Below are 25,847 nucleotides of genomic sequence, written 5' to 3'. Positions count from 1 at the left end.
TGGTGGGCGCAGGAGGATTCGAACCTCCGACCGCCTGGTTCGTAGCCAGGTACTCTATCCAGCTGAGCTATGCGCCCATTCTTTACTTTACAAGATAACCATTTAAAAAATGGTGGAGAAGGAGGGATTCGAACCCTCGATAGAGCTACAAACCCTATACTCCCTTAGCAGGGGAGCGCCTTCGGCCACTCGGCCACCTCTCCGTCTTGTGGGGCGTATAATAAAGATTTCAGAAAATATGTCAAACACTTTTCAAGGAAAATCGCACAGATGGTTATAGATTGTCCACTACGGGTAAAAACAACAAACTTTTGCTCAGCCTTTGACCGGTTTTGCTTTTTGTCTGAACGAATCGATGCCCGCTAATGGGATATGCTCATCGGTTATTTCTGCTAAATATTGATCCTGATAGCCTAGTTGTTGAAACTCGGCGATGCAGGCACGATAAAAAGCTTCACGTTGCTCATCGCTTTTACTGGTGTCTGTCTGCAACTGCACAGGCTTTTTTGTCATTATAATTAAGTCCACTAATACGTTGAACGACATTTGTACAATGTTCTCATACTCGTATTAAAAAAACACCACTGTAATTACGAACAAAAGGCGATGTTTAACATTTTTACTACAACAACAACGCAGACTTAATCAGTATTTCTTTTTTTATCAATTAATTACAAATCAGTAGTTACAGAACTCAACGTTTAAAATCAGAAATTTCCGATAATAAAAACGCCGCTAAAAAGCGGCGTTTATTAGAGTCTTAGTACTGATTAGTACTGATTAGTACTGATTAATCAGCTTGCGGACGCATATGAGGGAATAAAATGACGTCTTTAATCGTTGATGAGTCTGTAAATAACATCACCAAACGGTCAATACCAATGCCCTCGCCTGCTGTTGGCGGTAAGCCGTACTCTAATGCACGAATGTAGTCTTCGTCGTAGTGCATTGCTTCATCATCACCCGCGTCTTTCTCTTCAACTTGACGAGAGAAACGTTCTGCTTGGTCTTGTGCATCATTTAGCTCAGAGAAACCATTTGCAAGCTCACGACCCCCTACAAAGAACTCAAAACGGTCAGTAACAAATGGGTTTTCATCGTTACGACGAGCCAGTGGCGACACTTCCCAAGGGTATGCCGTAATAAATGTAGGTTGAATTAACTTATGCTCTGCAGTCTCTTCGAAGATTTCACACAAGAACTTACCTGGGCCCCATACACAGTTTTCAGGTACTTTAACGTGAACTTGCTTCGCATACGCTTTAAGCTCTTCAAAATGATTTTCTGGGTCATTAAATACAGCCGCATCAAAGTCAGGGTTGTACTTAAGGATAGCTTCGCTCATTGTTAAACGTGCGAAAGGCTTACCAAAGTCATACTCTACAGAGTCAACTACGTCGCCATGCTCGTTTTTCGTTGTGTTAACAACGATTGGTGAACCTAGTACGTCTGTTGCAACTGTACGTAGCATATCTTCAGTGATGTTCATTAAGTCGATGTAATCAGCGTATGCTTGGTAGAACTCAATCATCGTGAATTCTGGATTATGACGCGTCGATAAACCTTCGTTACGGAAGTTACGGTTGATTTCGAATACACGCTCAAAGCCACCCACAACTAAACGTTTTAAGTAAAGCTCTGGCGCAATACGTAAATACATATCGATATCAAGTGCATTGTGATGCGTTACGAATGGGCGTGCAGACGCACCACCAGGGATAACCTGTAGCATAGGCGTTTCAACTTCCATGAAATCACGGTCTGCTAAGAAACGACGAATACCTTCTACCACTTTTGAACGAATACGGAATGTCTCACGCGTCGCTTCATTGGTGATTAAATCAACATAACGTTGACGGTATTTTGTTTCTTGGTCTGATAGACCATGAAATTTTTCTGGTAATGGACGCAGTGACTTAGTCAGTAGCTCATACTCAGTCATTTCGACGTATAAATCGCCTTTGCCTGATTTATTTAGCGCACCTTTAACACCGATGATGTCACCGATATCAAGTTGGCCGTATTTTGCTTTTAATTCTTTTTGTACGTCTTTTGATGCGTATGCTTGAATTTGACCTTTCATGTCTTGTAACGCAAGGAAAGGACCACGTTTAGCAAGGATACGACCGGCTACTGAAACTACATGTTGCTCAGCAACTAATTCTTCTTTCGATTTATCACCAAACTCAGCTTGCAAATCAGCCGTGTAATGTTCACGACGGAATTGGTTTGGATGACCGTTGGCTGGGCAATTTTCGCGAATAGCGTCTAATTTGCCGCGACGCTCAGCGATTAACTTATTTTCGTCTTGGATTTGATCAGTCATTTTTTAGCTCTTTTTTAGCTTGGTGGTTATAGGCCAGATTTAAGGCTGGCTTCAATAAATTTATCTAAATCGCCGTCAAGAACCGCTTGAGTATTGCGGTTTTCAACGCCCGTTCGTAAGTCTTTAATGCGCGAGTCATCAAGCACGTATGAACGAATTTGACTTCCCCAGCCAATGTCTGATTTTGCATCTTCTTGGCTTTGCTTCTCGGCATTTTGTTTTTGCAACTCAAGCTCAAACAATTTCGCTTTTAACTGCTTCATTGCTTGGTCTTTATTTTTATGCTGCGAACGCTCATTTTGGCACTGCACAACCGTATTGGTTGGTAAATGCGTAATACGTACTGCTGATTCGGTGGTATTTACGTGCTGACCACCCGCACCCGACGCGCGATATACGTCAATACGTAAGTCGGCGGGGTTAATATCAATTTCAATATTATCGTCAATTTCTGGGTACACGAAAGCAGACGCAAACGAGGTATGACGACGACCGCTTGAATCAAACGGGCTTTTACGCACTAAACGGTGCACACCCGTTTCAGTTCGTAACCAGCCATATGCATATTCGCCAACAAAGCGAACTGTCGCCCCTTTAATACCAGCCACATCACCGTCGGTTACTTCAACAAGCTCAACTTTAAAGCCTTTCGCTTCACCCCAACGTAAATACATGCGCAGTAGCATATTACACCAGTCTTGCGCTTCAGTACCGCCAGAACCCGATTGTAAATCTAAGTACGCGTCGTTTTGGTCATGGGCACCTGAGAACATACGACGGAACTCAAGCTTTTCTAGTTGCGCATTTAAATCGGCTAATTCAGCTTCGGCTTCAGCAAAGGTTTCCTCATCTTCGGCTTCAACAGCAAGTTCAACTAAGCCTTCAACATCTTCAGTACCGGCCACTAAATTATCAATGGTCTCAACGATAGCTTCTAATGCCGACTTTTCACGGCCAAGGGCTTGAGCACGCTCAGGCTCATTCCACACTGCTGAATCTTCAAGTTCTGCGTTAACTTCTTCTAACCGCTCTTTTTTAAGAGGGTAGTCAAAGGTACCCCCGAAGCAGTTCAGTACGTTCGCGAATTTCCTTGATTTGATTAATCACAGGATTCACTTCAAACATGTACATTACTCCAAAATGGCTGATTTACCGCGCACAGCTCTCAAGATGAATTACGGTAAAATATCTACAAATATTAAAAACGCCCGATTTTAACAAAAAACCGAGCGTTTTATTAGCCTTTTATGTCGATTATAGCGATATTTTTATGTCGCTTTTTGTAGCTCTCGAATAATCAGTTGTAACGAGAATTTGCCACGGAATTCATTTATATCGAGTTGGTAGGCAGCTTTAACATAGCGTGCTTCGGTATCGGGCCAGGCACGCACATCGACACCAAATGCAATACCATCAACCAAACGTCCAGATTGATGCTTTAACACGAGTTTTAAGTGCTTTTCACCTACAATACGTTGTTGAATAACCTCGAATAGGTGCTCGAATACCGGCTCGGGAAATTGCTGTCCCCATGGCCCTGCATTTTTTAACAGGTTGGCAAACTCCATCGAAAAACACTCATTTGGCAACTCGCCGTCAGTCAACAAAATACTTTGTTTATGCTCATCGGTCAGTGTGTCGGTGACCATACGCTCAAACACAGCTTTAAACTCGGGAAAACTCTGCTCATTAATGCTCAAGCCGGCTGCCATTGCATGCCCCCCAAACTTACTGATTAAGTGTGGGTGTAAAGTATTCACTCGTTCAAGTAAGTCACGCATATGCAGACCTTCAATTGAACGACATGAGCCTTTTATTTCACCGTTATCGCCCGCGGCAAAAATAATCGTAGGCCGGTGATATTTCTCTTTTAAACGCCCCGCTAATATACCAATTACCCCTTGATGCCAGTCGGCTTGATACAAGCAAATCGCATCGGGGATAGCGTCGGTTTTAAAGGCAAGGCGATCGAGCACGGCCTGCGCCTCAACCTGCATGCCCTGCTCTATTTCGCGGCGCTCATGATTAAGGCTGTCGAGTTCACTGGCAATACGGCGAGCTTGATTTATGTCGTTTGATAACAAGCACGCGATGCCTAAGCTCATGTCATCTAAACGCCCTGCAGCGTTTAAGCGAGGAGCCAATGAAAAGCCAAAGTCACTGGCACTTAAACGTGCCGCATTTCGATTAGCCACTTCAATTAAAGCGCTTATTCCCGGACGAGTTTTACCACTGCGAATACGTGCTAATCCTTGGTGAACCAACGTACGATTATTGGCATCAAGCGCAACGACATCAGCCACCGTACCAAGGGCGACAATATCAAGTAACTCAGCAAGGTTTGGCATTGGACTATGCTCAAAGGCCCCTTGTTCGCGTAAGTGGCTGCGCAGCGCAATTAATAAATAAAATGCCACGCCTACACCGGCAATCGATTTAGATGGGAACTGACAATCATGGCGGTTAGGGTTCACGATAGCATCTGCATTAGGCAGCGTATCCCCTTGTAAATGATGATCTGTAACCAGTACTTTAATACCGGCGTGCTTCACAATCGCAATGCCATCAATGCACGAAATACCATTATCCACTGTAATAACCAGCTCAGGCTTCATTTCAACAATTTGCGCCGCCAGTGCGGGGCTTAAGCCATAACCAAGGCTAAACCTATCAGGCACTAAATAGTCAAGGTTGTTAAACCCAAACATGGCCAAGCCTTGCATTAAAGTGGCCGTACTGGTTGCACCATCGGCGTCGAAGTCACCGACAATTAATACTCGCTGTTGTTCTGCGAGTGCCTGTTGCAGTAATAATACGGCTTTGTCTATGTCTTTAAATAATTTAAAGTCATGCAGGGTCGCTGCACTGTTATCTAATTCATTGGCATCTTTTACCTGGCGCGAGGCATAAATTTGCTTAATAACGGGATGTAAGTGTTGAGGAAGGTATGAGTCATCGACACGGGGACGAACTTGGATTATTTTTTCCATGTTGGAAGTATTACTTTAGTTAGCTTAAAGCGAATAAAAGGCCTACCTAAGGCAGGCCTATTTATAAAAAGATTATGAAGATGTTTTTGGTAAGGCATCAAGCGCTTGGCTAATTTGTGCTGCTGATTGATAACCTGGGATCATCGTTCCATCTTCTAAAATAATTGCAGGTGTACCCGACATACCAAAGCTTTGGCCTAATTGATAATGCTCAGCAATAGGGGCACTGCATCCTTCTACCTTGGCAACCTCTGCACCGGCTTTGGCTTCAGTTAGAGCTTCTGCTGGGTCTTTTGCACACCACACATTCATTAAGTCTTCGTAACCTTTACCGCGTAAACCGCCGCGAGGGAAAGCAAGGTATTTTACGGTGATGCCCGCTTCTAAGAAATCGTCTAATTCGCGGTGTAATTTACGACAGTAACCGCATGTAATATCGGTGAATACAGTAATTGAATGTTTTTCATTTTTTGCTTTATAAACAATCATTGAATCTTCGTATTCAGCCACACCCGCCTTACGTACATCACTTAATGCGTGCTCAGTGAGATTGACACGATTTTGAAGATCAATCAGCGTACCTTGCATTAAAAATTGACCGTCAGGGCTTGCGTAAAGTACCCCCTTGTCAGTAATTAGCTCTTTAAGGCCAGCAACAGGGCTTGGGTTTACTTTTTTAACCGTAACACCTAACTCAGCAAATTTAGCAATAATTGGCGCATCTGCAGCGTCGGTGGTCGACACACCACTTGCAAACACACTTAAACTCGTACCAAGCAGTGCCGTGGCTAAAACTAACTTTTTCATAACTATCCTATATCCTGATCATTTATTATATAGACCGGTACATCTTTAAAAATCTTGCACTAAGCACGTGGATGATGTTGCTCGTGTACCGACTTCAATCTCTCATTCGCTACATGGGTATAAATCTGTGTTGTTGATAAGTCACTGTGACCTAACATCATTTGCACGACACGAAGATCAGCCCCATGATTCAGCAAATGCGTTGCAAACGCATGTCGAAGCGTATGCGGTGATAACGGCGATTCAACTGATGCCAAAATAGCATAGTGTTTGATACGATGCCAAAAAGTTTGTCGCGTCATGCCAATCCCTCTCTTAGATGGGAACACAAAGTCAGTTGCATGCTTGATCATCTGCGCGCGGCCAACTTTTAAAAAGCGCTCAAGCCAATACATCGCTTCTTCACCAAGCGGCACTAAACGCTCTTTATTTCCCTTACCTTTGACAAACACAACTGCTTGGCGCAAGTTAATTTGCTCCATCCTAAGCCCTACCAGCTCAGTAACGCGCAGACCCGTTGCGTATAAAAGCTCCAACATTGCTTTATCGCGCAGCCCCATAGGCTCTTCAATATTAGGCGCAGCGAGTAGCGCTTCAACCTCTGCCTCAGAGAGAGTTTTGGGTAATGACTGCCCTGCTTTTGGCTGTGCAATATTCAGCATTGGCGAATCAGCAATGGCTTTTTCACGTACAAAGTATTGGTAAAAACGTTTAAGCGCACTGATGCTGCGCGCAGTGCTGCGTGATTTAAGCCCTAAATCAACTCGGTATGCCAAGTAAGCTTCAATATCTTCACTGCTGACAGCCAGTAGATCTTTGTCTTTTAAAAACTGACAAAACTTATCAAGATCGCTGCGATATGCCATCAATGTGTTTTCACTGACCCCTTGCTCAAGGTACAAAATATCTAAAAACAGCTCTAAATGTTCGGCATTGTTTGACGTTATTGCTACTTTTTCAGCTGTGAAATTATTTTCAGCCACGCGTATTGTCATCCTTATCAAGGTATCAATTAAAAAAGCCTTACGGTAAAATAGTATCAAACTACAGGAAGATAGATACTAAAAGCAGCTTGAGTAACTATCATATCAAGCAAATACACGGTGATAAATACGATGCAGATTGGTTTATTTTATGGTTCTACTACTTGCTATACAGAAATAGCGGCAGAGAAAATTCGCGATATTATCGGGCAAGATGTTGTCAGCTTACACAATATCAAAGATGAGCCATTAAAAAATGCAGAACAATTCGATTTCGTTATCTTCGGCATTTCAACGTGGGACTTTGGTGAGTTACAAGAAGATTGGGAATCAATTTGGGACGACATCAAAGAGGTGAATCTAAACGGTAAAACCGTGGCCCTTTTTGGCATGGGCGATCAGCAAGGTTATGGCCAGTGGTTTCAAGATGCTTTGGGTATGCTACACGACGAAATTTGCCATCAAGATATTACCTTCTTAGGTCTATGGCCTAACGATGAAAGCTATGAATTTGAAGCGTCAAAAGCTCTCACAAATGAGGGTAAACACTTTGTTGGATTGGCACTTGATGAAGACAGCCAATATGAACTCAGCGATGAACGTATTGCTAATTGGGTTGAGCAAGTGATGACTGAATACAGCGAGACCCTGTAATATTCACTCCCTAATTAAGTGAGTTGCTGTATAACCCATTTATTTATTAAAACGCCAAGCATTGCTTGGCGTTTTAATGTCAGGCTATTCAACACGCTGCCAGTATTGGTTGCGGTAGAAAAAGGCGATATAACCGCGTACTTCAAGCACTTTTCCCTGTTCTTTAGGGGTGAGCTTTAAGGTGTAGGTTTTGCCATTATTAGGGTCAAGAATTTCACCGTCTTGCCAACTGCCATCGCCCGCTTCTTTCGCGCCATCGATAATGGCCATTCCCAAAATTGGCTTATTTTTTTTATCGCCTTTACATGCATCACATATTGCATCTTGTTTGGCTGGGTTAAGAATTTTTTCAACTTCACCAATAAGTACACCGTTTTGCTCACGAATACGTACCAAAGATTTAGCTTCATTGGTTTCCTCGTCAATGGTTTTCCAAAGCCCGACAGGGCTCATTGCAGCGACGCTTAATTGAGAAAATAAAAGGGCTGATAAAGCGATTGTGAGTCGTAACATAAAATACTCGCATAAAATTTAAGGCCTTATTACTATATCAGGGCTTGGTAAAACACACCATTTTGCTATGATCAGAAAAAGACAACACATTGCGAGGGAACACAATGAGTCAATATACGTTACTTACCGGAGATATTGTCAGCTTCGACAATAATCAAGTCACCCCAATTAAAGCAGATGGCGAGATTAAAACAAACCGCTTTGGTGAGTCATTATTTATTCCGCATAGCGCTAAAACCGCCGTAGAGCTTGGTAAACTCGACGATAATTTATTTAACTTAAACAAATTAATGCGCTCTGGGTATGCCGACCCCTGCCCTGCCACACGCGTGCTAATAGAAACCAAAGATCCTTTACCTGATATCGATGGCTTATTGATAAAACGCCGTTTTAGTATCATTGATTTTTGCAGTGCTGAAATAGAAAAACAGCACACAAAAGCAGTCTTAGATGCCTTGCTTGAGCTTGAGCATGTTCAACAAATTCAACTTGATGAAGTAATGCAGCTGCAACCTCCCGTGCAATTAAGTGCAAAATAGAGGTACAATCAACGCATCAATATGCCATACCAATTCGCTTAATTAAGTGCGCTATTTTGGGGCGATAAAACCTCGTTGAAAACAAGGCAAAGGTTTCGTTATTTAGTTGTTCTCGGCAATTGCTCCTGCATTGCTCTGCATCCATGCAGTCGTAAATCAGCAATCTTTAAAACAGGTCGCAACCGGTTTAATCCCTCAAAATAATTAAGCATTTTTTGCGAATTGGAACCATACGGCAGCTTCATTAGTAAAAGGATAAACAATGAAAAATGCGCTATTTTTACTCTTTGCAACAACGCTGCTTGTAGGGTGTGAGGAATTAGAAGTCGAGGAAAGTCATGATTTTGGCAACCAGATGTATGAGAACAAGTATACATTGATAAACACCACCGCCTTAGAGGTTGACTACTCCATGGCAAATACCGACCTGTTTGGTAACGCAAGAGAAGTCAGTGATGCGCAATATTATGTAGACACGCTCGCATCAGATTCATTACCTGTTGATATAACACACCTTCACAATGAACGACGCCGTATTTCATTTTATGTAGAAGATCACAGTGAAGCGAGCAACTTCGCAGAGCAAATGTATCAAGTGGACAACGACCAGCCTTACCATTTTGTCGCCTGGCAAAGTGGAGAAAAGCTGCGTTTAACGCTCATAAAACAGACTCAAAGTAACAAAGAGGGCTTTTTTGCCGTCCGCTTTCTTGCCACCGAAAACATTCGCTTAAAAATAGAGAATCAAATAGTTAACCTATATCAAAATCAATTAAGTACGTGGTATCACACTGATGACTGCGCAGATGATATTAAAGTCTCTCGACTGAATGATGAAGGTAAGCGTGTTGATGAATCAGTTGCCATTTGTCATGCCTCATATGGACATTCTTATACATTATTAGTAAGCGAAGATGGCCTACAATCGAGCATCAGTGAATAGCAAATACGACCTTTTAGAGTAAAGTGATGACGGACTATTAATGGCTGGTATGCGTCACATTTTCAAATAAAAGTCCTTGCATAGCGCACTATATTCAGCACTATACGCGCCACTGTTTGCATGAATCGTTAAATGTGTTGTCGTTAAAGGGGCTGCAACCTGACTAAATAACATTAAACTGCGACTGGGTGCTTTTTTCTCGGTTGTTTTAACTAAACACAGGTGGTTTAAATACCAGCCTTCTTGCTCTGCAATGGCAATAAATTGCTCGGCCTCAGGACAAGGCAGTATCACATTGAGCAGAGTATGTGCATGACTCAGCGCACTACACGCTTTGATTAATTCGCTAAAACTCAATCCATCGGTGTGGCGCGCTGTATTGCGTGCTGCATTATCGCCTTTAAGGCTGGCATTGAAATAAGGTGGATTAGTGATAATTGCATCAAAGGGGGTTGCTGCTTTAAAAGACTGCACAGCCCCTTGATAAAGCATAATGTCAGGCCAAGGGCTATTAGCAAAATTAGCGCGAGCATCAATACACGCGTTAGCCTCTATTTCGATAGCGTTAACAACCGCCTTCGGCGCACGTTGTTTTGCCATTAAAGCAAGCAACCCGGTGCCTGTGCCAATATCAACAATTCGTGCAGCATCGCTTACATGTGCCCATGCACCCAACAAAATCCCATCTGTTGAAACTTTCATTGCAGTGTGAGTTTGCCCTATCGAAAACTGTTTAAACACAAAACCTGACATTTTTTCACCTTTTCATTCACCAACAGCTGGATAGCGCGTATAATTAACGCCAATTGTCCTCTATTTATGTCACTCTATGCAATTTTCTGAATTTGATATCGATAACAAGCTGTTAAATGCCATTAATAAAATGGGTTTTGATACGCCAACCAGCATTCAACAACAAGCGATCCCTGAAGCATTACAAGGGCGCGATATTTTGGCATCTGCACCCACAGGTACCGGTAAAACAGCCGCGTTTTTGATCCCAGCTATTCAATACTTGCTTGATTTCCCTCGTCGTGACCCTGGTTTTGCCCGCGTACTTATCATGACTCCTACTCGCGAGCTTGCTTATCAAATCCATGAGCATTGTGAACAGCTTGCTGAGCAAACACACCTTAAAATAGGTGTCGTGACGGGCGGCATTAACTATGGAACGCACAAAGAAATTTTTGAGAACAATAACGACATTCTTATCGCGACACCTGGGCGCTTAATGGAATACCTCGAAACCGAGAACTTCCATGCTGAAAATGTTGAAATGCTTATTTTAGACGAAGCCGACCGCATGCTCGATATGGGCTTTCGTAAAGAAATGCTGCGTATTTGTGATGAAGCCAGAAATCGTCGTCAATGTTTTCTATTTTCAGCCACACTTGAAGGTGACAGTGTTGAGCTTTTCGCTGAGCGTATTTTAAATGATCCTGCGCTACTAGAAGCAGAATCGTCGCGTAAAGAAAAAGCAAAGATCCACCAGTGGGTTCACTTAGCCGACGACTACAACCATAAGCTTAAAATGTTAGTCGATATCTTAAACGGCGATGATATCCATAAAGCGATAGTGTTCGTTAAGACCCGTGAACGCCTAGAATCATTAATTGGTGCGTTAAATAACGAAGGACTGCGCGTTGCTTGGTTACGTGGTGAAATGCCACAAGATAAACGCATGAAAGCAATGGAGAACTTCCATTCTGGCCGCAATAAAATATTGGTAGCAACCGATGTGGCTGCCCGTGGTATTGACGTGGCAGATATCAGCCATGTGATTAACTTTGATATGCCTCGCACCGCAGACATATACGTTCACCGTATTGGACGTACTGGTCGTGCAGGCAAAAAAGGAATCGCGATTTCATTTATCGAAGCGCATGACGTTGCCATTTTAGGCAAAGTTGAGCGTTACATCGAACAAAAACTAAAGCGTCGAGTAATCAAAGGGATAGAGCCGCAACACAAAGAAGCAAAAATCCCTTCTAAAAAGAAAAAAGATCCAGCAAAGATCAAAGCGAAGAAAAAGGCAAAACCAAAAAAGAAAAAGTAGTGCGTGCTTAATAAGCCTTGTTAATAAAAATGCCGAGCCTGTCTCGGCATTTTTATCGCTGTTATTTGCCGTGTCTTTTTTACTGAACTATGTGTAATTACTTCACATACAGTTTCTTCAAAAAAATAAAACCTATAAAAATCAACAAACTAAAATTGGAACAGAATTTGTAATTGTTCATACAGAGTTCAATCTGTCATTATTGCGAGGGAATTGTATGAGCCGTTTCAAATTATCTGTTGTCGTAACCTTATTTAGCTGTCTTTTTTTATTGGCTTGCGCCACACAAGTCAGTGCCAACACCCATGTTTTAACAACCAGTACTTCGGCGCAACCGCGATTACAGCAAGTGGCTTTAAAGAAACTAACGAATAACCGCAATTTTAAAATTGAAAACTTACAGGTTATTGTAAATGGCGATACGATTGAATTATTAGGTTCAACGGAAACGGGGTTTCAACGTGCGCTGGCACAAAAGTTCTTAGAACACAGTCAGGGTGTAAGGCATGTAAAAAATAACCTTAAAGTGAGCAAACTAGAGAGTTGAACACTTTAAGGTTATTGAAGCTAACGCACGGCTGCGGTCAGCGGGTTATTCACCACTCGCTTTTAAATTAATAAATTTCGCAAGCTCTTCAGGCTGACCAACCAGCATCATGATTTGCTGGTTGATTTGCATCATCGACTTGCCTTCAGGTAGGCGTGCCGATAAAGACAATTTTGATAAACCACTGGCAAAGTTTTTAATCGCAGTGTCTAACTCCGCACTTACAGGAGCTTGTTGTAATTGCATTGCCACAACTTGCTCAAGGTCATCAAGTGTCATGCCTTGCGCTTTTAAGAAGCTTTCGACAACAGTTTTAAGTTCACCGTCGTCGTTGATTTCAAGCTCGATACTGCGCGGCTCTAATTGGCTCATTGCCGCCATCATTTTTGATTGTTGCTGTAGTTGTTGCTCTAAAGTGAGCTCAGCCCCATTCGCAGCATTTTGTGCTTGGCTGATTGATAAAGATGCTTCCATCAACGCCGTTGAATTTGCTAAACCAAGATTAAAACGTACATCAGCCACTTCGCTTGCCTTCACGTTAAGCGCAAACTTGCTATCACCTGACTCTTTGTTGTAATCAAGCGATGAATTCACGTTGTAACTCGTTGCGGCAAGCTTATTATTCGCACTGTCTGGAAGTTGCGATAAAAACTCATCACTAAAGCGGAAATTTGTCATCACGAAGCCCGTGTGGGGTGGGATCGCATCAACTTCGTAACCCGTCACTTCAATATTGTCGATAGTGGCAATGGTTTCATCGCCTTCAATGCTTTGCACATTTATACCAGACAACTGCATGCTGCTACTGAACACGCTTGCTGAAATATCGCTGTAAGTGATATCTACACCACTTTGGCTTGATAAAGCGCTTAGTTGCTTATCAACAACCTTTTTCACTTCCTGTGTTGCTGTATAGTTTGCGTAAACGACGCCACCTACAGCTGCAGCAACAACGGCTGCAATTACTAACTTTTTCATTTTATTTCCTTTGATTGGTGTTTTTTATAGTCTATCAAATTACAACTAGTTTATTAAAGACAGTAACTCATGCACTGTTTTAACAGGTGTAATTTTTGCGCCCAATCCTTCCATTGATTTATGGTAGTTACGATATGGAATAAAAATTTCAGTGAAACCATGCTGAGCGGCTTCTTTTACTCGCGGCACCCCACTGTCGATGGGCCTAACGTCACCATTTAAGCTTAATTCACCCATAATACAGGTGGTTCTTGGCACAACAAACTCATTCAAACTACTCAACAATGCCGTAACTAATGCTAAGTCGATACAGGTTTCAGACTCATCAATTTTTAGGCCACCGACAATATTAAAAAACGTGTCATGAAAGATTTTAGTCTTGGTGTGTTTACGCAAAATCCCTGTGAGCATTTTGATACGATTCATATTTAAGCCAACACACACTCGCTGCGGAAACTCAGCCTCGGTTTCTGTGGTTAAGCACTGAATCTCTAACAATAAATTACGATTACCTTTACGAATACATGTAATAGCCGATCCCGGCGATTCGGTGCTTGACCCCGATAAAAATATTTCGCTTGGGTTGTCAACACTGAGCATACCGCGCTCACACATTCTAAAAATACCGACGGTATCAATATCGCCAAAACGGTTTTTATTGGCACGTAAGGTACGAATTTGCCCATCGTTGGTATCAATATGCAGCAGTGCATCTACAATATGCACTAAGGTTTGCGGGCCTGCGATTTCGTTGTTTTTATTTACGTGAGCAATAATGAACATGGTGACGTCATTTTGCTTACAATATTGAGTGAGTGCTTGTGCTGCACTTTTAACTTGTGAAGGAGAGCCTGGGCTGCCATTAGCGGCTTCTGTCACAACCGCTTGAATTGAATCGATCACCGCAAACTTAATCTTGTTCTTATCAAGCTCTTCAATAATTGCTTCAACGCTGGTTTCTGACAGTAAATAAAGCTCATCAGGGTTATAATCTAAACGCAGTCGGTTTACACGGTTTTTAAACTGCGATAATGACTCTTCTGCCGTACAATAAAGTGACGGCATCACTTTCGACATGCGAGCAATTAAATCTGACAATAATGTCGTTTTTCCAGCCCCTGGATCGCCCGAAATAATATTTACGGAACCGGTGGTCACACCGCCACTTAATACACGGTCTAACTCACCAATGTCGGTTAAGCGTTTTTCTGCTTCGGCGGTTTCAACTTCATTAATTTTTTTTGAGCCGCCGCCAACACCGCCTGCGTAGCCTGCAACCACGGCACGGCTTGCCGCTTGTTTTGACTGTCCGGCTGAGGGCTTAAATTCTGCTAGCGTGTTCCATGCACCGCACTTACACTGTCCTTGCCAGCGCTGATAGTTCATGCCGCACTCTGTGCAGACAAATTCGATTTTTGCTGATTTTGCCATTCGGCCTTACCTATTTAGGTCGCTAATTTGTGACTAACTTGTTATTAAAAACTGACACTTAACACAATTAATGTATAGTAAGTTTATAATCACAAAAAGATAACTCGTTGTAACTAAAACCTCTTACTCCAGCTCTTTATTCAACACACTGTTAAATAAAGAACCGCTTTAGGGCATAGTTTTTGCTTACAAATAAAACTTAACAGTGCTTGCCATTTATTTGGCAAATACTTATAACAATAATTAATAAAATAAAAAAGTGACTACTGTTTGTGTTTTTACTGCGTAATTGCCGACTAGTATACCTACTTTTTTTAATAGACGTTGATGGTTTTATAAATGGCTGAAGACATTCTGCTTAAATATGAAAGCCTAGTTGAAGAGCTAAAGGCATATTTAGGCACCCCAAAATTCGACAAACTGTTTAAATCAAAAACAGCGGGCTTAACTAAGCCTGAGCAGTTCTTGATCAAAATGGAGATGTCGCGTTTATCTCAGCCTGTTGCACGGTTTATTGATTTACGTGGGCAAGTAACGGGTCAAGTAAAACCATACGAATACGAAGGTAAACAGCACTTTATGGACGATACTGCCATCGAAGTGTTTGAACAGGCTATTAAACGCCATGGCGGTTACACCCTTGCTGTCTATGAAGCGGTGATGAACACTGAAAACAACCATCGTGTCATGCAAAAGAAAGCGGCCGAACAAGCTCTTACTGAAGATGATAACGACAGTCAGTTATCAGCCAAAGTGATAAAATTTGCCTCCTACGAAAGCCGTCGTGAAGAGCGGATGAATTACTCTATCAAAATCACTGTTGAGTTTGATAAAGACAGCAAAGTAGCCGCAACAACATCTGATATCTCACTCAGTGGTGCAAAGATAAAGCTCGCGCCACGCTATAAGTTAAAAAAAGGTCAACTTATAGGCCTGCGCCTAGTCGGCCTTGAACAAGATTTTGAGTTAGGTTTAAAAAACGGAATTCAGTACGAAGTCGTCGCGATTGAAAAAGTATCACGCGAATACAATCATGTTCGCCTAAAACGCACCTTTATTGAAAACAACGAAAAGTTTGATGAGTTTTTAGAAAGCTTTATCCACGGCAATAAGCGTCGTTATAAAGTTAACCTAGACAATACGCTCGATGCGGTTGTGTCAAAAGGCTATGAACAATACTACATTCCGCGTGTGACCTCTCTTTATACCTTTTTAAGCTTACAAGGTGACAAGCTATACCCAAGCCTTGCCTTAACAACTGAAAATAATATTTTTATTCAGCGTTATTTTTGTGACGAGCGCAAGCTGTCTTGCTTATACAGTATTATTAACCAACAACGTATAGGCCACTTATTAAGCTCACCTGAGGCAGTAAAAGAAGAGTACCTGTATACTTTCACGCATGTTGTTGCTGGTAAAGTGTATTACTACTCTGCCACGCGTAGTGAGCTTGAAAGCCAGCCTCAGCTTAAAAATTTATTTTTAGGGTTTGGTAGTCAAAAAGACAGCTGGCAATGTTTTAAGTTGCAATTGATGCCAAGTCACCCTGAAGATTCGTATATTCCGTTGTCACTGCCAAGTAGTGCAGGGAAAGACATTGAAAAGTTGAACAAACCGCCCTCACCTCGCGTGCAAGGGTTGATCAAAGACGTTAAATATTTACTGATCTTAACGGCCGTTGGCACGCCCTATGAGCAGCTCTCTTATAAACAATTAACGTTTGATAAAAGCGCGGTTAATCAACTAAAACAATTTGGCCATAGCAAACATAAAACACCGCCACACCTAGAGCCCGTAGCCCTTGAGTATGTCAATTTAAGGGCGCACAAGCGCTATTTGTACAAGACAGCTATCACCATAAATCATCACGAGCAGATTATCACAGGCCATACCCGCGACTTGTCAGTTATGGGATTACAAATCGAGTGTGATAAACCTGTTGAGTTTAAAAAAGGCGACATAATTAATATTAGCTTGCCTGATTTACAAAAAATTACCAAAAAACATGATTTATCGAGCCTTGCTTACGAAGTCATGGCGATTAGTAAGTCACTCACCACGGTTAATCTAAAAGTTCACCGTATTTCAGACTTACCACATATGGCGATTAAGTTCTTTACGATACTGATTGAAAACAATAAAGATAAGTTAAGGGTGTGTGAAGAGTCGCCTAAAATACCGGGTCTTTCAACGGCACTCAGAAATATGGTAACCAAAAGTGTTTGCCAATTTCCGTTTTATTTACACAAAGAAGCAGCGCATTTTAAAGCCGGTGCAATTGGTCAGGGTTTATATCCGAGCCCATTACATGTATTACTGCAAAACTTTGCGCTCTTAAACGAAAACACCAGTATTGAAGGGATTTTATCAACGCAGCAAATCACCGAAGTCATTACACCACTCATAAAAGATCGTAGCCGCCAAGACCCGCCGCTTGCTTTTACCTTATTTATTCGTTTTGACCCTCGCCAACCTTCAATCAGCGACGCGATTACGAGTCGGTGCATTAGTGAAGATGACTACAAACCCCAGACTTTGTTTGTAAAAAAAGCGCTGAGAAATGACCTCATGTTTGTGTTTCGTTTATATGTATCACGTACAGGGCGCCCTGATATTGATTATTTATCAAACGAACTCAAATATATAAGTCAGTATGCCTTACATAAAGCGAAAGATCTTGAAGAAGCGCTGTGGGCCGTGGCAGGTGTGGGTGATTTAATTGATATTAGTGATGAAGCGCTTACGCATTTTGATATTGATGAAACACTCAAAATCGAAATGAATAAGCGCAAGAAAACGTGGTTAAAGCGTGTAATCTAATGGAATTGTGAGCAAGTAACTGACTTGAAGTAACGAGCCTTCATTAATGGCTGTTTGTGCTTGCTCAACAACTTTCGGTTTTCCATGAACAGCCACGCCAAGCCCTGCTGCAGCCATCATTTTTAAGTCATTAGCCCCATCACCCATGGCAACAGTTTGACGGGTATTAAGCGCCAGTTTTTCTGCGATTCGCTTAAGCACTCGCGCTTTTTCTTCTGCATCAACAATCGTGCCTATGACCTTACCCGTTAGCCGGTTATCTTTAAACTCAAGTGTATTAGCATGTACTTCATCTAAACCAATAAGCGATTGTACTTGCTCAGCAAATGGCACAAAACCACCCGAGGCAATGGCAAGATGCCAGTCATACTTTTTAAGGTATTGGCAGAGCTCATTCACACCAGGCATCAAGGGTAAACGCGATTTTAAATCATCGATTAAATCAACATCAATGCCTTCAAGCTTTGCAACACGCTGTTTTAAGCTTTGTGCAAAATCAAGCTGCCCAGCCATGGCTTGCGCAGTGACAGCAGCCACTTCATCATACACATCGGCTAAACGTGCAATTTCATCAATACATTCTATCGTAATCGCTGTTGAATCCATGTCCATGAGTAATAAACCGGGCTCATTCACGGTGGGTGGATTCGTTAACTGCACCAATTGCAAGCCATGCTGATTAGCAAAGGCGGTTAATACGGATGGACTGAGTGGTGATGTTGAGTCGCTATGAACACACCACGCTGAGGGCATAGATTCAATAGGCTGATAACAACACACGGTTAAATTTGTGAAGCCGTGCGAGCTTAAAAATGCTGTCAGAGCAAGTAAATGGTCAGCACTGAGTTCACCGCCAAACGCCACGCTCAGTACGCCTTGATGTGCTTTGGGTAAAATATCTGTCGCAATTAGGTGTTTATTTTCAATTTTATACCAGCAATTTAGTGTTATTTGACCTGTTAAATTTGCTGTAGGTGTAGCAGCTAAGCTAAGCTGTGACATAGTGGCTCCACGTTAGACTTATGTCTGTTGTTGTGCGTGTATTTGCTACTCGCAATCAATGAACTAATAAGGTTATTATACTGGTTTAGTTGTACCATCAATTGTAAAAGCTGTCAGCAGCGTATACGGTGACTATGAAAAATAACCAACTTAAAACTCCATTTTCGGCTACTTATCGCCAACGCATCGTGCGATTAAGCCTAGCTGCGGCCTGTTTTGTGTTGCTTAGTTGGGTTGCCGTTAATAGTAGCTTTCAAAGCCATCAACTACTTTATGACAGTGCAAACAGTACCGCGACAAGCCTAACAAAATTTATGGCACTTAATGCGCAGACCCCGCTCGAAGAAAAAAATAAGCCCGCATTAAATGCACTGTGTAATAACATAGCAGAAGACGAGTATGTTTTAGCAGCCATCGTTTATGACCAACAAGGGATCCAAATTGCCGCCAGTGATAACTGGCAAAGCCACCACACATTTGGACTTTTACCAGACTCGACTCCGGGAATAAGTAAACTCAAAACCCCCTTTGTCGAGCCTGTAATAAGCGATGATGAGCGTCCGATAGGCTTTGTAACCATCACTTATTTAACACAAGCGTCAATTGCAACCAGCCACAGCAGTTTTCATGATTTAGGCAGACAGGTCTTACTCATGTTGGTTATTACCTGTATTTTTACATGGCAACTAGGCCGAGGATTAAAGCGCTGGCAGGTAAATCGTTATATCAAAAAAAGTGCTGAGCAAGAGTCATAAAGCGCATCAGCTAACAATTGCTTTTCAGTACCCGAGACACCTTTTAGCTCACATAGGTGAGTAAACACCTCTCGTATTTTTAGTGGCGTATTGATTTGCCCTTGAGAGCCTGCAAGTGGCATTGAGGGCGCATCGGTCTCAAGCACTAAATGCTGGGGGGCAATATTACTTATCACTTGGCGTGTTTTTTCAGCTCGAGGGTAACTTATCACCCCACCCACCCCGAGTTTAAAACCTTGCTTAATATAGCTGTTTGCTTGTTGCTGCGACCCGGAAAATGCATGAATTACCCCGCCATATTTAGGCTTGCATCGCTTGAATGAACGCGCAATGAGATCATGGCTTTGTCGGTGGTGAACTATCAGCGGGAGTGCCAATTGGTTAGCAAGCTCAATCTGCCCTTCAAATAACGCAATTTGTTTATCAAGATTATCAATACTGCGATCAAGCCCGCATTCACCAATCGCAACAAGTTCATTCGCATGGGTTTTAGCAAGCTGCTCTAGCTCGCTTAGATGATGAGGTTGATGCTGTGATAAAAAATAAGGGTGTAAGCCTAGTGCAATTGATACGCTTGGATACGATTTTGAAAAGCAAAGCAATTGGGTCGATTGTGCCAAGCTAATACCCGGCACAACAAAGTGTGCGATCCCTGCGTTTTGACACGCGTCGATAAGCGCGTCGCGATTCTCATCAAACTCGCTAAAATCGAGGTGACAATGGGAATCAATAAAACGCATTTATGGATTTAAACGACCGAATTGCCAACTGCCGTCAGCGTTGCGCTGATACATAAAGCGGTCATGCAAACGGTGTGCACCGCCTTGCCAAAATTCAACTTTAGTCGGCTCTACACAGTACCCTCCCCAAAAATCAGGGAGAGGAATTTCACCATCAGAAAACTTCTGCTTCATTTTAGCAAAGGTTTCCATTAACACTTTACGAGACGAGACAGGACGACTTTGCGCAGACGCCCAAGCTGCAAGCTGGCTTTCCTTAGGACGCGATAAAAAGTACTTTGCCACTGCTGTGGTTGGTAATGGTTTTGCTTCACCATACACAATTACTTGACGCTCCATATGGTGCCAAGGAAAGTGTAAGGAAATTTTGTTGTTCCCTTTAAGCTCTTGCGCTTTGCGTGAACCCGTGTTGGTAAAAAACACGAAGCCGTTTTCATCAAGGTGCTTTAGCAAAACGATGCGCTGCGAAGGCTGACCATGCTCATCAACCGTTGCCACCACCATTGCCGTCGGATCTGGCAAGTTAGTTGCCACAGCCTGCTCAAGCCATTTTTCAAACTGCTTGATAGGCGATGCATCAAGCATGTCTTCAGATAAACCATCCTGTAAATATTCACGGCGAATATCTTCAAGTTTCATTTAAAAATTCCTTCTATCACAGTAAGCTATCAGCTAAAAATTAAGCAACATTTATATCTTGTCAATTTTTGTTGGGTGTCGCTGCGCTCTACCCAACCTACGAAGGCGGTAACATACGTTATCTGCTGCAAGTGTAGGAGTGCTAGCAAGGCAATGAGCTTATTTATGCCAAGGAGCATACGTGTTTTGTATGTGACTTAGGCTAAATAAACTCATTAACGCAGCTAAAGCGAACTACACGAAGCAGCGTTCACCTAAGTAGTTTAGCCTAAGACAAAACAGAAAACCGACTTACCCCTATGAGCACTCAAACTCTCTGCAAGTGTAGGAGTGCTAGCAAGGCAATGAGCTTATTTATGCCATGGAGCATACGTTTTTGTATGTGACTTAGGCTAAATAAACTCATTAACGCAGCTAAAGCGAACTACACGAAGCAGATTACATTTGCTCCATAACTTCGATACCTAACAAATCCAACCCTTTTTCAAGCGTCTTCGCAACCAAATTACACAGTACTAAACGGCTATCACGTACACTTGGTTCTACACCGTCTTTAAGTACTGGGCACGCTTCGTAGAACGTCATGTATAGGCTTGCAAGTTCGTATAGGTATCCACATAGTACGTGTGGTGTTGCTTCGCTGATCATCAGGTCGAGTACTTCTTCTAATTGGAGAAGTTTTAGCGCAAGTGCTTTTTCTTGCGGCTCGTTGATAGCAACGTCTGCTGTTAATGAAGCGGCATCGATACCTGACTTGCGGAAAATACTGCGAACACGCGTATACGCATATTGAAGATAAGGTGCAGTTGCGCCTTCGAAACTCAACATCGTATCCCAATTGAAGATATAGTCGCTGGTGCGGTGCTTTGAAAGATCCGCATATTTTACTGCGCCAATCCCTACTTTACGGGCAATTTCACTACGCTCTTCGTCGCTTAGATCAGACTCACGCTCTGCAAGCTTTGCTGCTGCACGCGTGATTGACTCTTCAAGTAAGTCAGCTAGTTTAACGGTGCCACCCGTACGTGTTTTGAATGGCTTGCCATCTTCACCCATCATGGTGCCGAATGGGCAAAACTCGTAACTAGTTTCATCACGTAACAAACCGGCTTTACGTGCAGTTAACTCAACTTGGTTAAAGTGTAAGCTTTGACGCGCATCAACAAAAATTAAGATACGGTCAGCACCAAGTTTGTTTGAGCGGTAATCACACGCTGCTAAGTCAGTTGTCGCGTATAAGAAACCGCCGCCTGATTTTTGCACGATAAATACTGAAGGTTCACCGTCTTTATTAGCAAGCTCGTCTAGGAACACAACTTGTGCGCCATTAGACTCAACAGCAATGTGCTTGTCTTTTAATAAAGCGATGATATTAGCAAGCTCACTGTTGTAAGCACTTTCAGCCATGATATCGTCTTGTTTAAGCGTAACATTTAAGCGCTTATACACTTCTTCAGAGTGCTTCACTGACGTGGCAATGAATAGCTTCCACAGCTTTTCACAGTGCGCATCGCCACCTTGTAATTTAACCACGTAGTCACGGGCTTTATCGGCAAAGCCTTCTTCATCATCAAACCGTTTTTTCGCATCGCGGTAGAAGGTTTCTAAGTCTGCCAGAGCCACTTTGTCTAAGTCGACACCTTGGCTAATTTGGTCTTCTAAATGCGCAATCAACATACCAAACTGCGTACCCCAGTCTCCCATGTGGTTTTGACGAATAACATCATCACCACGGAACTCAAGCGCACGAACAACAGCATCGCCAATGATCGTAGAACGTAAATGGCCAACGTGCATTTCTTTCGCAAGGTTGGGTGATGAGTAATCAACCACAACTTTTTGCGCGGTTGCATGCGGTGAAACCGCGAGCTTTTCATCTTCATTCGCTGCTTTTAAGCTTGTTGATAAAAATTCAGGCTTTAAGTGAATGTTGATGAAACCTGGGCCTGCAATTTCTGTTTTTTCTGCGATATCAGCAAGGTCTAGGTTATCGATAATTTTTTGTGCCAGTTCGCGTGGGTTTGATTTTAGCTTTTTAGCCGCTCCCATCGCGCCATTGATTTGGTAATCACCAAACTGCGGGCGTGTACTTTGTGTTACCGCGGGGTTCGTGTCTTCGGGTAGTCCTGCTGCAACCATGGCTGCAACGGCTTTTTCAATTAAAAGAGTACGGATATTCATTGTAATTTTTACCTTTATTGCCCGCCATGCGGGCACTTAAAATATGTGCCTGTGTAAGCTTAGTTTTCGCGTGTATGGTTAAACTTAATATCAGGATAACGTTCCATTGATAAGTTTAGGTTTACACGACTTGGCGCGATGTAAGTAAGGTTATCCCCCCCATCTAGCGCTAAGTTGCTTTCGCACTTGCGTTTAAACTCTTCAAACTTTTTAGTATCGTCTGAACTTACCCAGCGTGCAGTATTAACACTGACCCCTTCATAAATAGCATCTACGTTGTATTCTGCTTTTAAGCGTGCAACAACCACATCAAACTGTAGTACACCAACAGCGCCAACGATAAGGTCGTTGTTAATAAGTGGTCTAAATACTTGCACCGCCCCTTCTTCTGATAACTGCACTAAGCCTTTTAATAACTGCTTTTGCTTAAGAGGATCTTTTAGACGAATACGGCGGAATAATTCAGGCGCGAAGTTAGGAATACCGCTAAACTTCAACTTTTCACCTTGGGTAAAAGTATCACCAATTTGAATCGTACCGTGGTTATGTAAACCAATAATATCGCCCGCATAAGCATCCTGCGCACGTTCGCGGTCACCGGCCATAAAGGTTACCGCATCAGAAATGCTCACTTGCTTGCCAATACGTACGTGATTCATCTTCATACCTTGGCTGTATTTGCCTGATACGATACGCATGAAAGCAATGCGGTCACGGTGTTTAGGGTCCATATTCGCTTGAATTTTGAATACGAAACCAGTGAAGTTTTCTTCTGTTGCAAGCACTTGGCGATCTTCTGTTTCGCGTGGTAATGGTGACGGAGCCCACTCAGTTAAGCCATCAAGTACATGGTCAACACCAAAGTTACCTAGCGCCGTACCGAAGTAAACAGGTGAGAGTTCGCCCGCTAAAAAGAGGTCTAAGTCAAACTCGTGCGATGCACCCATTACCAGCTCAAGTTCTTCACGTAATTGCTCTGCTAGTTCGCTGCCGATGGTTGCATCTAGCTCAGGGTTATCTAAGCCCTTAATTGTACGAACTTCCTGAATAGTGTGGCCTTGGCCGGTGCTATATAAAATCGTTTCTTCGCGGTGAATATGGTAAACACCTTTGAATTCTTTACCACAGCCAATCGGCCATGTTACTGGTGCACATGCAATGTTTAGTTCGGTTTCTACTTCGTCTAATAACTCCATAGGATCACGAATATCACGGTCACACTTATTCATAAAGGTAACGATTGGCGTGGTACGTAAGCGCGTTACTTCCATTAATTTACGTGTGCGATCCTCAACACCTTTTGCCGCATCGATAACCATTAAACACGAGTCAACTGCGGTCAAGGTACGGTATGTATCTTCAGAGAAATCTTCGTGTCCTGGTGTATCAAGAAGGTTTACCAAACGCTGGTTATAGGGAAACTGCATTACTGACGTAGTTACCGAGATACCACGTTCTTTTTCCATTTCCATCCAGTCAGATTTAGCGTGCTGGTTTGAGCCACGACCTTTTACGGTACCTGCTTTTTGGATTGCTTGTCCGAATAACAGCACTTTTTCTGTAATGGTGGTTTTACCCGCATCCGGGTGCGAGATAATAGCAAAGGTCCTTCGCTTATTGATTTCATTGAGAAAATCTTGGTTTGCCATGTATAAATTCTTTTAGTTTGTACACGGATTTGTACACACTTTTGGAAGTACTCTCTTTTCAGTTCTTCGCTTGTCAAATCCGTCGTGTTAATCGTAATTGGCCGCTATTTTCGCTGATCTTGACTTTATAAACAATCAATGGTTATCTAATCGGTTACCATTTACTCTCAGCGTGCGCCAATGCTCAGTTGTAGCTGTTTGCAATCGTTGCTTCTTCAGCTCATGAACAACTGTGGCTAAACCACAAATTCCTTCGCTACCAAAAATCGATGATAGCTTGTCGTACTACACCGATGATGGTGCAGTTGCCGTTGATCGGTATTGCCGGGTATTGCGGGTTCAAAGGTTTTAGGTACTTCTGTTCACCATCAATAACCAACTGCTTAAAGGTTGCTTCTTTCGAATCATCCAAACGCGCAACAACCAATGAACCTGAAGAGTAAGGTAACTCAGGATCAACAACGATCACTGCTCCCTCAGGTATGGATTTTTTTCCGCTTGGATTTTCCATACTGTCGCCTTTTACGCGAAGTGCGAAACAACCCTCATGTGCTTTCCCAGTAACTTCACGCCACTCCTCAGCATCTTCATGGGCAAATCCCTCCGCTATTTCAGTCCAATGACCGGCCTGAACCCAGTTAATGAGAGGAATTCTTCCCTTAATATCAGGCCCTACTTCTACATTACCGACCCCCAAGCCAATCTCGCCATCACCTGTGGCGAGCCAATGAGCATTCACGCGAAGCGCCTCCGCGATCTGCATGGTGTAACGAGACCTAGCCGATTTACCAGAGCAAATCTGGCTGATCGACTGCTGTTTGATACCAATGCGTCGAGCCAACTCAGACTGAGTCACCCCAGTAAGCTGCAAGGCATGGTTTAGTCGTTCGGATAAAGTTTTCATAAGCCCGCATTCTACAAATAAAACTGTAGTCTTTCAACAATTTTAACTGTTGACTTGTCTACAGTTTAAACTGTAACATTCAATCTTGTAACAGTTATTATTGTAACAGGAGACGGTATGGAAGTGTTCAACACGACACAAAAACATCTCCGCCGTGCCATTGACTTGGTCGGCGGGCAATCAGCATTAGCACGAGCCATCAACTCAAAACAGCAAAACGTCTGGTTTTGGTTGAATAAATCAGGGCGTGTTCCCGCTGAATTCGTTTTACCCATCGAACAAGCTACGCAAGGACAGGTAACCCGATCTCAGTTAAGACCGGACATCTATCCCGAATGCCCAAGCGAGCTGAAAGCCAGTAACCAGTAGGATTAAGGGCAAATAATGATC

The 25,847-nt window shown here is 42.7% G+C and carries 24 protein-coding genes and 2 tRNA genes; 8 read left to right on the top strand and 18 right to left on the bottom strand.

What is annotated here, in order from left to right:
• From BM378_RS14265 to xerD, 8 genes are all read right to left on the bottom strand, one after another.
• Positions 1-77, bottom strand: a tRNA-Arg gene (locus BM378_RS14265).
• A 33-nt stretch (positions 78-110) separates the two neighbouring features.
• Positions 111-203: transfer RNA gene (locus BM378_RS14260), tRNA-Ser, on the bottom strand.
• Between the two features lie 112 nt (positions 204-315).
• Positions 316-513: a hypothetical protein gene (locus BM378_RS14255; protein ID WP_036971722.1), complete on the bottom strand. Its 198-nt coding sequence runs from the start codon at positions 511-513 to the stop codon at positions 316-318.
• 277 nt (positions 514-790) lie between these two features.
• Positions 791-2,326 carry a lysine--tRNA ligase gene (lysS, locus tag BM378_RS14250; protein WP_036970557.1) on the bottom strand — a complete coding sequence of 512 codons (1,536 nt, stop codon included), beginning with the start codon at positions 2,324-2,326 and terminating at the stop codon, positions 791-793.
• 26 nt (positions 2,327-2,352) lie between these two features.
• A protein-coding gene (prfB, locus tag BM378_RS14245) for a peptide chain release factor 2 (RefSeq protein ID WP_143104589.1) occupies positions 2,353-3,451 on the bottom strand; the annotation gives its coding sequence in 2 pieces (ribosomal slippage) (positions 2,353-3,375 and positions 3,377-3,451; 1,098 coding nt in all).
• A gap of 143 nt (positions 3,452-3,594) precedes the next feature.
• Positions 3,595-5,316 (bottom strand): single-stranded-DNA-specific exonuclease RecJ, encoded by a 1,722-nt coding sequence (gene recJ / locus BM378_RS14240; protein ID WP_074989446.1) that lies wholly within the window; start codon positions 5,314-5,316, stop codon positions 3,595-3,597.
• A gap of 72 nt (positions 5,317-5,388) precedes the next feature.
• On the bottom strand, positions 5,389-6,123 hold the full coding sequence (gene dsbC / locus BM378_RS14235) for a bifunctional protein-disulfide isomerase/oxidoreductase DsbC (protein WP_074989445.1): 735 nt from the start codon (positions 6,121-6,123) through the stop codon (positions 5,389-5,391).
• A gap of 59 nt (positions 6,124-6,182) precedes the next feature.
• On the bottom strand, positions 6,183-7,070 hold the full coding sequence (gene xerD, locus BM378_RS14230; protein WP_371915641.1) for a site-specific tyrosine recombinase XerD: 888 nt from the start codon (positions 7,068-7,070) through the stop codon (positions 6,183-6,185).
• 168 nt (positions 7,071-7,238) lie between these two features.
• On the opposite strand from xerD, the gene fldB reads away from it, so the two are divergent.
• Positions 7,239-7,760, top strand: coding sequence for a flavodoxin FldB (gene fldB, locus BM378_RS14225; protein WP_036970565.1), 522 nt, complete (start codon positions 7,239-7,241; stop codon positions 7,758-7,760).
• An 84-nt stretch (positions 7,761-7,844) separates the two neighbouring features.
• Here fldB and BM378_RS14220 read toward each other — a convergent pair whose 3' ends face one another.
• The gene (locus BM378_RS14220; protein ID WP_036970567.1) at positions 7,845-8,273 is read right to left on the bottom strand and encodes a DUF2147 domain-containing protein; all 429 of its coding nucleotides are present in this window, start codon (positions 8,271-8,273) and stop codon (positions 7,845-7,847) included.
• A gap of 104 nt (positions 8,274-8,377) precedes the next feature.
• On the opposite strand from BM378_RS14220, the gene BM378_RS14215 reads away from it, so the two are divergent.
• Together BM378_RS14215 and BM378_RS14210 are read left to right on the top strand one after the other, a co-directional pair.
• Complete coding sequence (locus BM378_RS14215) at positions 8,378-8,812, top strand: hypothetical protein (RefSeq protein ID WP_065978437.1); 435 nt, start codon at positions 8,378-8,380, stop codon at positions 8,810-8,812.
• 262 nt (positions 8,813-9,074) lie between these two features.
• Positions 9,075-9,755, top strand: a complete 681-nt coding sequence (locus BM378_RS14210; RefSeq protein WP_074989444.1) for a hypothetical protein — start codon at positions 9,075-9,077, stop codon at positions 9,753-9,755.
• 54 nt (positions 9,756-9,809) lie between these two features.
• On the opposite strand, the gene BM378_RS14205 is transcribed toward BM378_RS14210, so the two are convergent.
• Positions 9,810-10,508, bottom strand: a complete 699-nt coding sequence (locus BM378_RS14205; RefSeq protein WP_065978439.1) for a tRNA1(Val) (adenine(37)-N6)-methyltransferase — start codon at positions 10,506-10,508, stop codon at positions 9,810-9,812.
• 76 nt (positions 10,509-10,584) lie between these two features.
• Here BM378_RS14205 and srmB point away from each other — a divergent pair, with 76 nt between their 5' ends.
• Positions 10,585-11,811 (top strand): ATP-dependent RNA helicase SrmB, encoded by a 1,227-nt coding sequence (gene srmB, locus BM378_RS14200; protein ID WP_036970576.1) that lies wholly within the window; start codon positions 10,585-10,587, stop codon positions 11,809-11,811.
• Positions 11,812-12,028: 217 nt separating this feature from the next.
• Entirely contained in the window at positions 12,029-12,358 is a 330-nt protein-coding gene (locus tag BM378_RS14195) for a BON domain-containing protein (RefSeq protein WP_074989443.1), read from the top strand.
• 45 nt (positions 12,359-12,403) lie between these two features.
• Here the strand turns inward: BM378_RS14195 and BM378_RS14190 are convergent, their stop codons facing one another.
• A complete protein-coding gene (locus tag BM378_RS14190; RefSeq protein ID WP_074989442.1) occupies positions 12,404-13,336 on the bottom strand; it encodes an aq_1923 C-terminal domain in 933 nt (310 codons plus the stop codon).
• Between the two features lie 45 nt (positions 13,337-13,381).
• Complete coding sequence (gene radA / locus BM378_RS14185) at positions 13,382-14,767, bottom strand: DNA repair protein RadA (RefSeq protein ID WP_036970582.1); 1,386 nt, start codon at positions 14,765-14,767, stop codon at positions 13,382-13,384.
• A 339-nt stretch (positions 14,768-15,106) separates the two neighbouring features.
• Between radA and BM378_RS14180 the strand changes: the two genes are divergently transcribed.
• Positions 15,107-17,587, top strand: coding sequence for a PilZ domain-containing protein (locus BM378_RS14180; RefSeq protein WP_074989441.1), 2,481 nt, complete (start codon positions 15,107-15,109; stop codon positions 17,585-17,587).
• Here BM378_RS14180 and serB read toward each other — a convergent pair.
• Entirely contained in the window at positions 17,570-18,589 is a 1,020-nt protein-coding gene (gene serB, locus BM378_RS14175; protein WP_036970584.1) for a phosphoserine phosphatase SerB, read from the bottom strand. The two genes, BM378_RS14180 and serB, sit on opposite strands and share 18 nt — an antisense overlap.
• Before the next feature lie 134 nt (positions 18,590-18,723).
• On the opposite strand from serB, the gene BM378_RS14170 reads away from it, so the two are divergent.
• Complete coding sequence (locus tag BM378_RS14170) at positions 18,724-19,344, top strand: AhpA/YtjB family protein (RefSeq protein ID WP_036970587.1); 621 nt, start codon at positions 18,724-18,726, stop codon at positions 19,342-19,344.
• On the opposite strand, the gene BM378_RS14165 is transcribed toward BM378_RS14170, so the two are convergent.
• The 5 genes from BM378_RS14165 to BM378_RS14145 all read right to left on the bottom strand — a co-directional run bounded on the left by BM378_RS14165 (position 19,311) and on the right by BM378_RS14145 (position 25,457).
• On the bottom strand, positions 19,311-20,084 hold the full coding sequence (locus BM378_RS14165; RefSeq protein WP_036970590.1) for a TatD family hydrolase: 774 nt from the start codon (positions 20,082-20,084) through the stop codon (positions 19,311-19,313). The genes BM378_RS14170 and BM378_RS14165 overlap by 34 nt on opposite strands.
• Positions 20,085-20,723 (bottom strand): pyridoxamine 5'-phosphate oxidase, encoded by a 639-nt coding sequence (gene pdxH, locus BM378_RS14160; RefSeq protein ID WP_065978444.1) that lies wholly within the window; start codon positions 20,721-20,723, stop codon positions 20,085-20,087.
• 438 nt (positions 20,724-21,161) lie between these two features.
• Positions 21,162-22,904 (bottom strand): arginine--tRNA ligase, encoded by a 1,743-nt coding sequence (gene argS / locus BM378_RS14155; RefSeq protein ID WP_036970597.1) that lies wholly within the window; start codon positions 22,902-22,904, stop codon positions 21,162-21,164.
• A gap of 59 nt (positions 22,905-22,963) precedes the next feature.
• Entirely contained in the window at positions 22,964-24,553 is a 1,590-nt protein-coding gene (gene prfC, locus BM378_RS14150; RefSeq protein ID WP_074989440.1) for a peptide chain release factor 3, read from the bottom strand.
• Positions 24,554-24,809: 256 nt separating this feature from the next.
• Positions 24,810-25,457 (bottom strand): LexA family protein, encoded by a 648-nt coding sequence (locus tag BM378_RS14145; protein ID WP_074989439.1) that lies wholly within the window; start codon positions 25,455-25,457, stop codon positions 24,810-24,812.
• Positions 25,458-25,574: 117 nt separating this feature from the next.
• Between BM378_RS14145 and BM378_RS14140 the strand changes: the two genes are divergently transcribed.
• Positions 25,575-25,826 carry a helix-turn-helix domain-containing protein gene (locus BM378_RS14140; protein WP_000451746.1) on the top strand — a complete coding sequence of 84 codons (252 nt, stop codon included), beginning with the start codon at positions 25,575-25,577 and terminating at the stop codon, positions 25,824-25,826.
• The last annotated feature ends 21 nt before the right edge of the window (positions 25,827-25,847 follow it).

The sequence above is a fragment of the Pseudoalteromonas lipolytica genome, from assembly GCF_900116435.1.
GTDB classification, from domain to species: Bacteria; Pseudomonadota; Gammaproteobacteria; order Enterobacterales; family Alteromonadaceae; genus Pseudoalteromonas; species Pseudoalteromonas lipolytica.
Note: the sequence above shows the minus strand (reverse complement) of the source record. Positions and strands in the feature narration are given on the sequence as shown.

Excerpts from the sequence above, each read along its gene's own strand:
- BM378_RS14190 (WP_074989442.1), bottom strand. The coding sequence starts at position 13,336 with ATGAAAAAGTTAGTAATTGCAGCCGTTGTTGCTGCAGCTGTAGGTGGC.
- BM378_RS14255 (WP_036971722.1), bottom strand. The coding sequence starts at position 513 with ATGACAAAAAAGCCTGTGCAGTTGCAGACAGACACCAGTAAAAGCGAT.
- srmB (WP_036970576.1), top strand. The coding sequence starts at position 10,585 with ATGCAATTTTCTGAATTTGATATCGATAACAAGCTGTTAAATGCCATT.
- BM378_RS14170 (WP_036970587.1), top strand. The coding sequence starts at position 18,724 with ATGAAAAATAACCAACTTAAAACTCCATTTTCGGCTACTTATCGCCAA.
- pdxH (WP_065978444.1), bottom strand. The coding sequence starts at position 20,723 with ATGAAACTTGAAGATATTCGCCGTGAATATTTACAGGATGGTTTATCT.
- recJ (WP_074989446.1), bottom strand. The coding sequence starts at position 5,316 with ATGGAAAAAATAATCCAAGTTCGTCCCCGTGTCGATGACTCATACCTT.
- prfC (WP_074989440.1), bottom strand. The coding sequence starts at position 24,553 with ATGGCAAACCAAGATTTTCTCAATGAAATCAATAAGCGAAGGACCTTT.
- lysS (WP_036970557.1), bottom strand. The coding sequence starts at position 2,326 with ATGACTGATCAAATCCAAGACGAAAATAAGTTAATCGCTGAGCGTCGC.
- radA (WP_036970582.1), bottom strand. The coding sequence starts at position 14,767 with ATGGCAAAATCAGCAAAAATCGAATTTGTCTGCACAGAGTGCGGCATG.
- BM378_RS14195 (WP_074989443.1), top strand. The coding sequence starts at position 12,029 with ATGAGCCGTTTCAAATTATCTGTTGTCGTAACCTTATTTAGCTGTCTT.
- BM378_RS14220 (WP_036970567.1), bottom strand. The coding sequence starts at position 8,273 with ATGTTACGACTCACAATCGCTTTATCAGCCCTTTTATTTTCTCAATTA.
- dsbC (WP_074989445.1), bottom strand. The coding sequence starts at position 6,123 with ATGAAAAAGTTAGTTTTAGCCACGGCACTGCTTGGTACGAGTTTAAGT.
- BM378_RS14215 (WP_065978437.1), top strand. The coding sequence starts at position 8,378 with ATGAGTCAATATACGTTACTTACCGGAGATATTGTCAGCTTCGACAAT.
- BM378_RS14205 (WP_065978439.1), bottom strand. The coding sequence starts at position 10,508 with ATGTCAGGTTTTGTGTTTAAACAGTTTTCGATAGGGCAAACTCACACT.
- BM378_RS14180 (WP_074989441.1), top strand. The coding sequence starts at position 15,107 with ATGGCTGAAGACATTCTGCTTAAATATGAAAGCCTAGTTGAAGAGCTA.
- serB (WP_036970584.1), bottom strand. The coding sequence starts at position 18,589 with ATGTCACAGCTTAGCTTAGCTGCTACACCTACAGCAAATTTAACAGGT.
- BM378_RS14140 (WP_000451746.1), top strand. The coding sequence starts at position 25,575 with ATGGAAGTGTTCAACACGACACAAAAACATCTCCGCCGTGCCATTGAC.
- fldB (WP_036970565.1), top strand. The coding sequence starts at position 7,239 with ATGCAGATTGGTTTATTTTATGGTTCTACTACTTGCTATACAGAAATA.
- BM378_RS14210 (WP_074989444.1), top strand. The coding sequence starts at position 9,075 with ATGAAAAATGCGCTATTTTTACTCTTTGCAACAACGCTGCTTGTAGGG.
- argS (WP_036970597.1), bottom strand. The coding sequence starts at position 22,904 with ATGAATATCCGTACTCTTTTAATTGAAAAAGCCGTTGCAGCCATGGTT.
- BM378_RS14165 (WP_036970590.1), bottom strand. The coding sequence starts at position 20,084 with ATGCGTTTTATTGATTCCCATTGTCACCTCGATTTTAGCGAGTTTGAT.
- BM378_RS14145 (WP_074989439.1), bottom strand. The coding sequence starts at position 25,457 with ATGAAAACTTTATCCGAACGACTAAACCATGCCTTGCAGCTTACTGGG.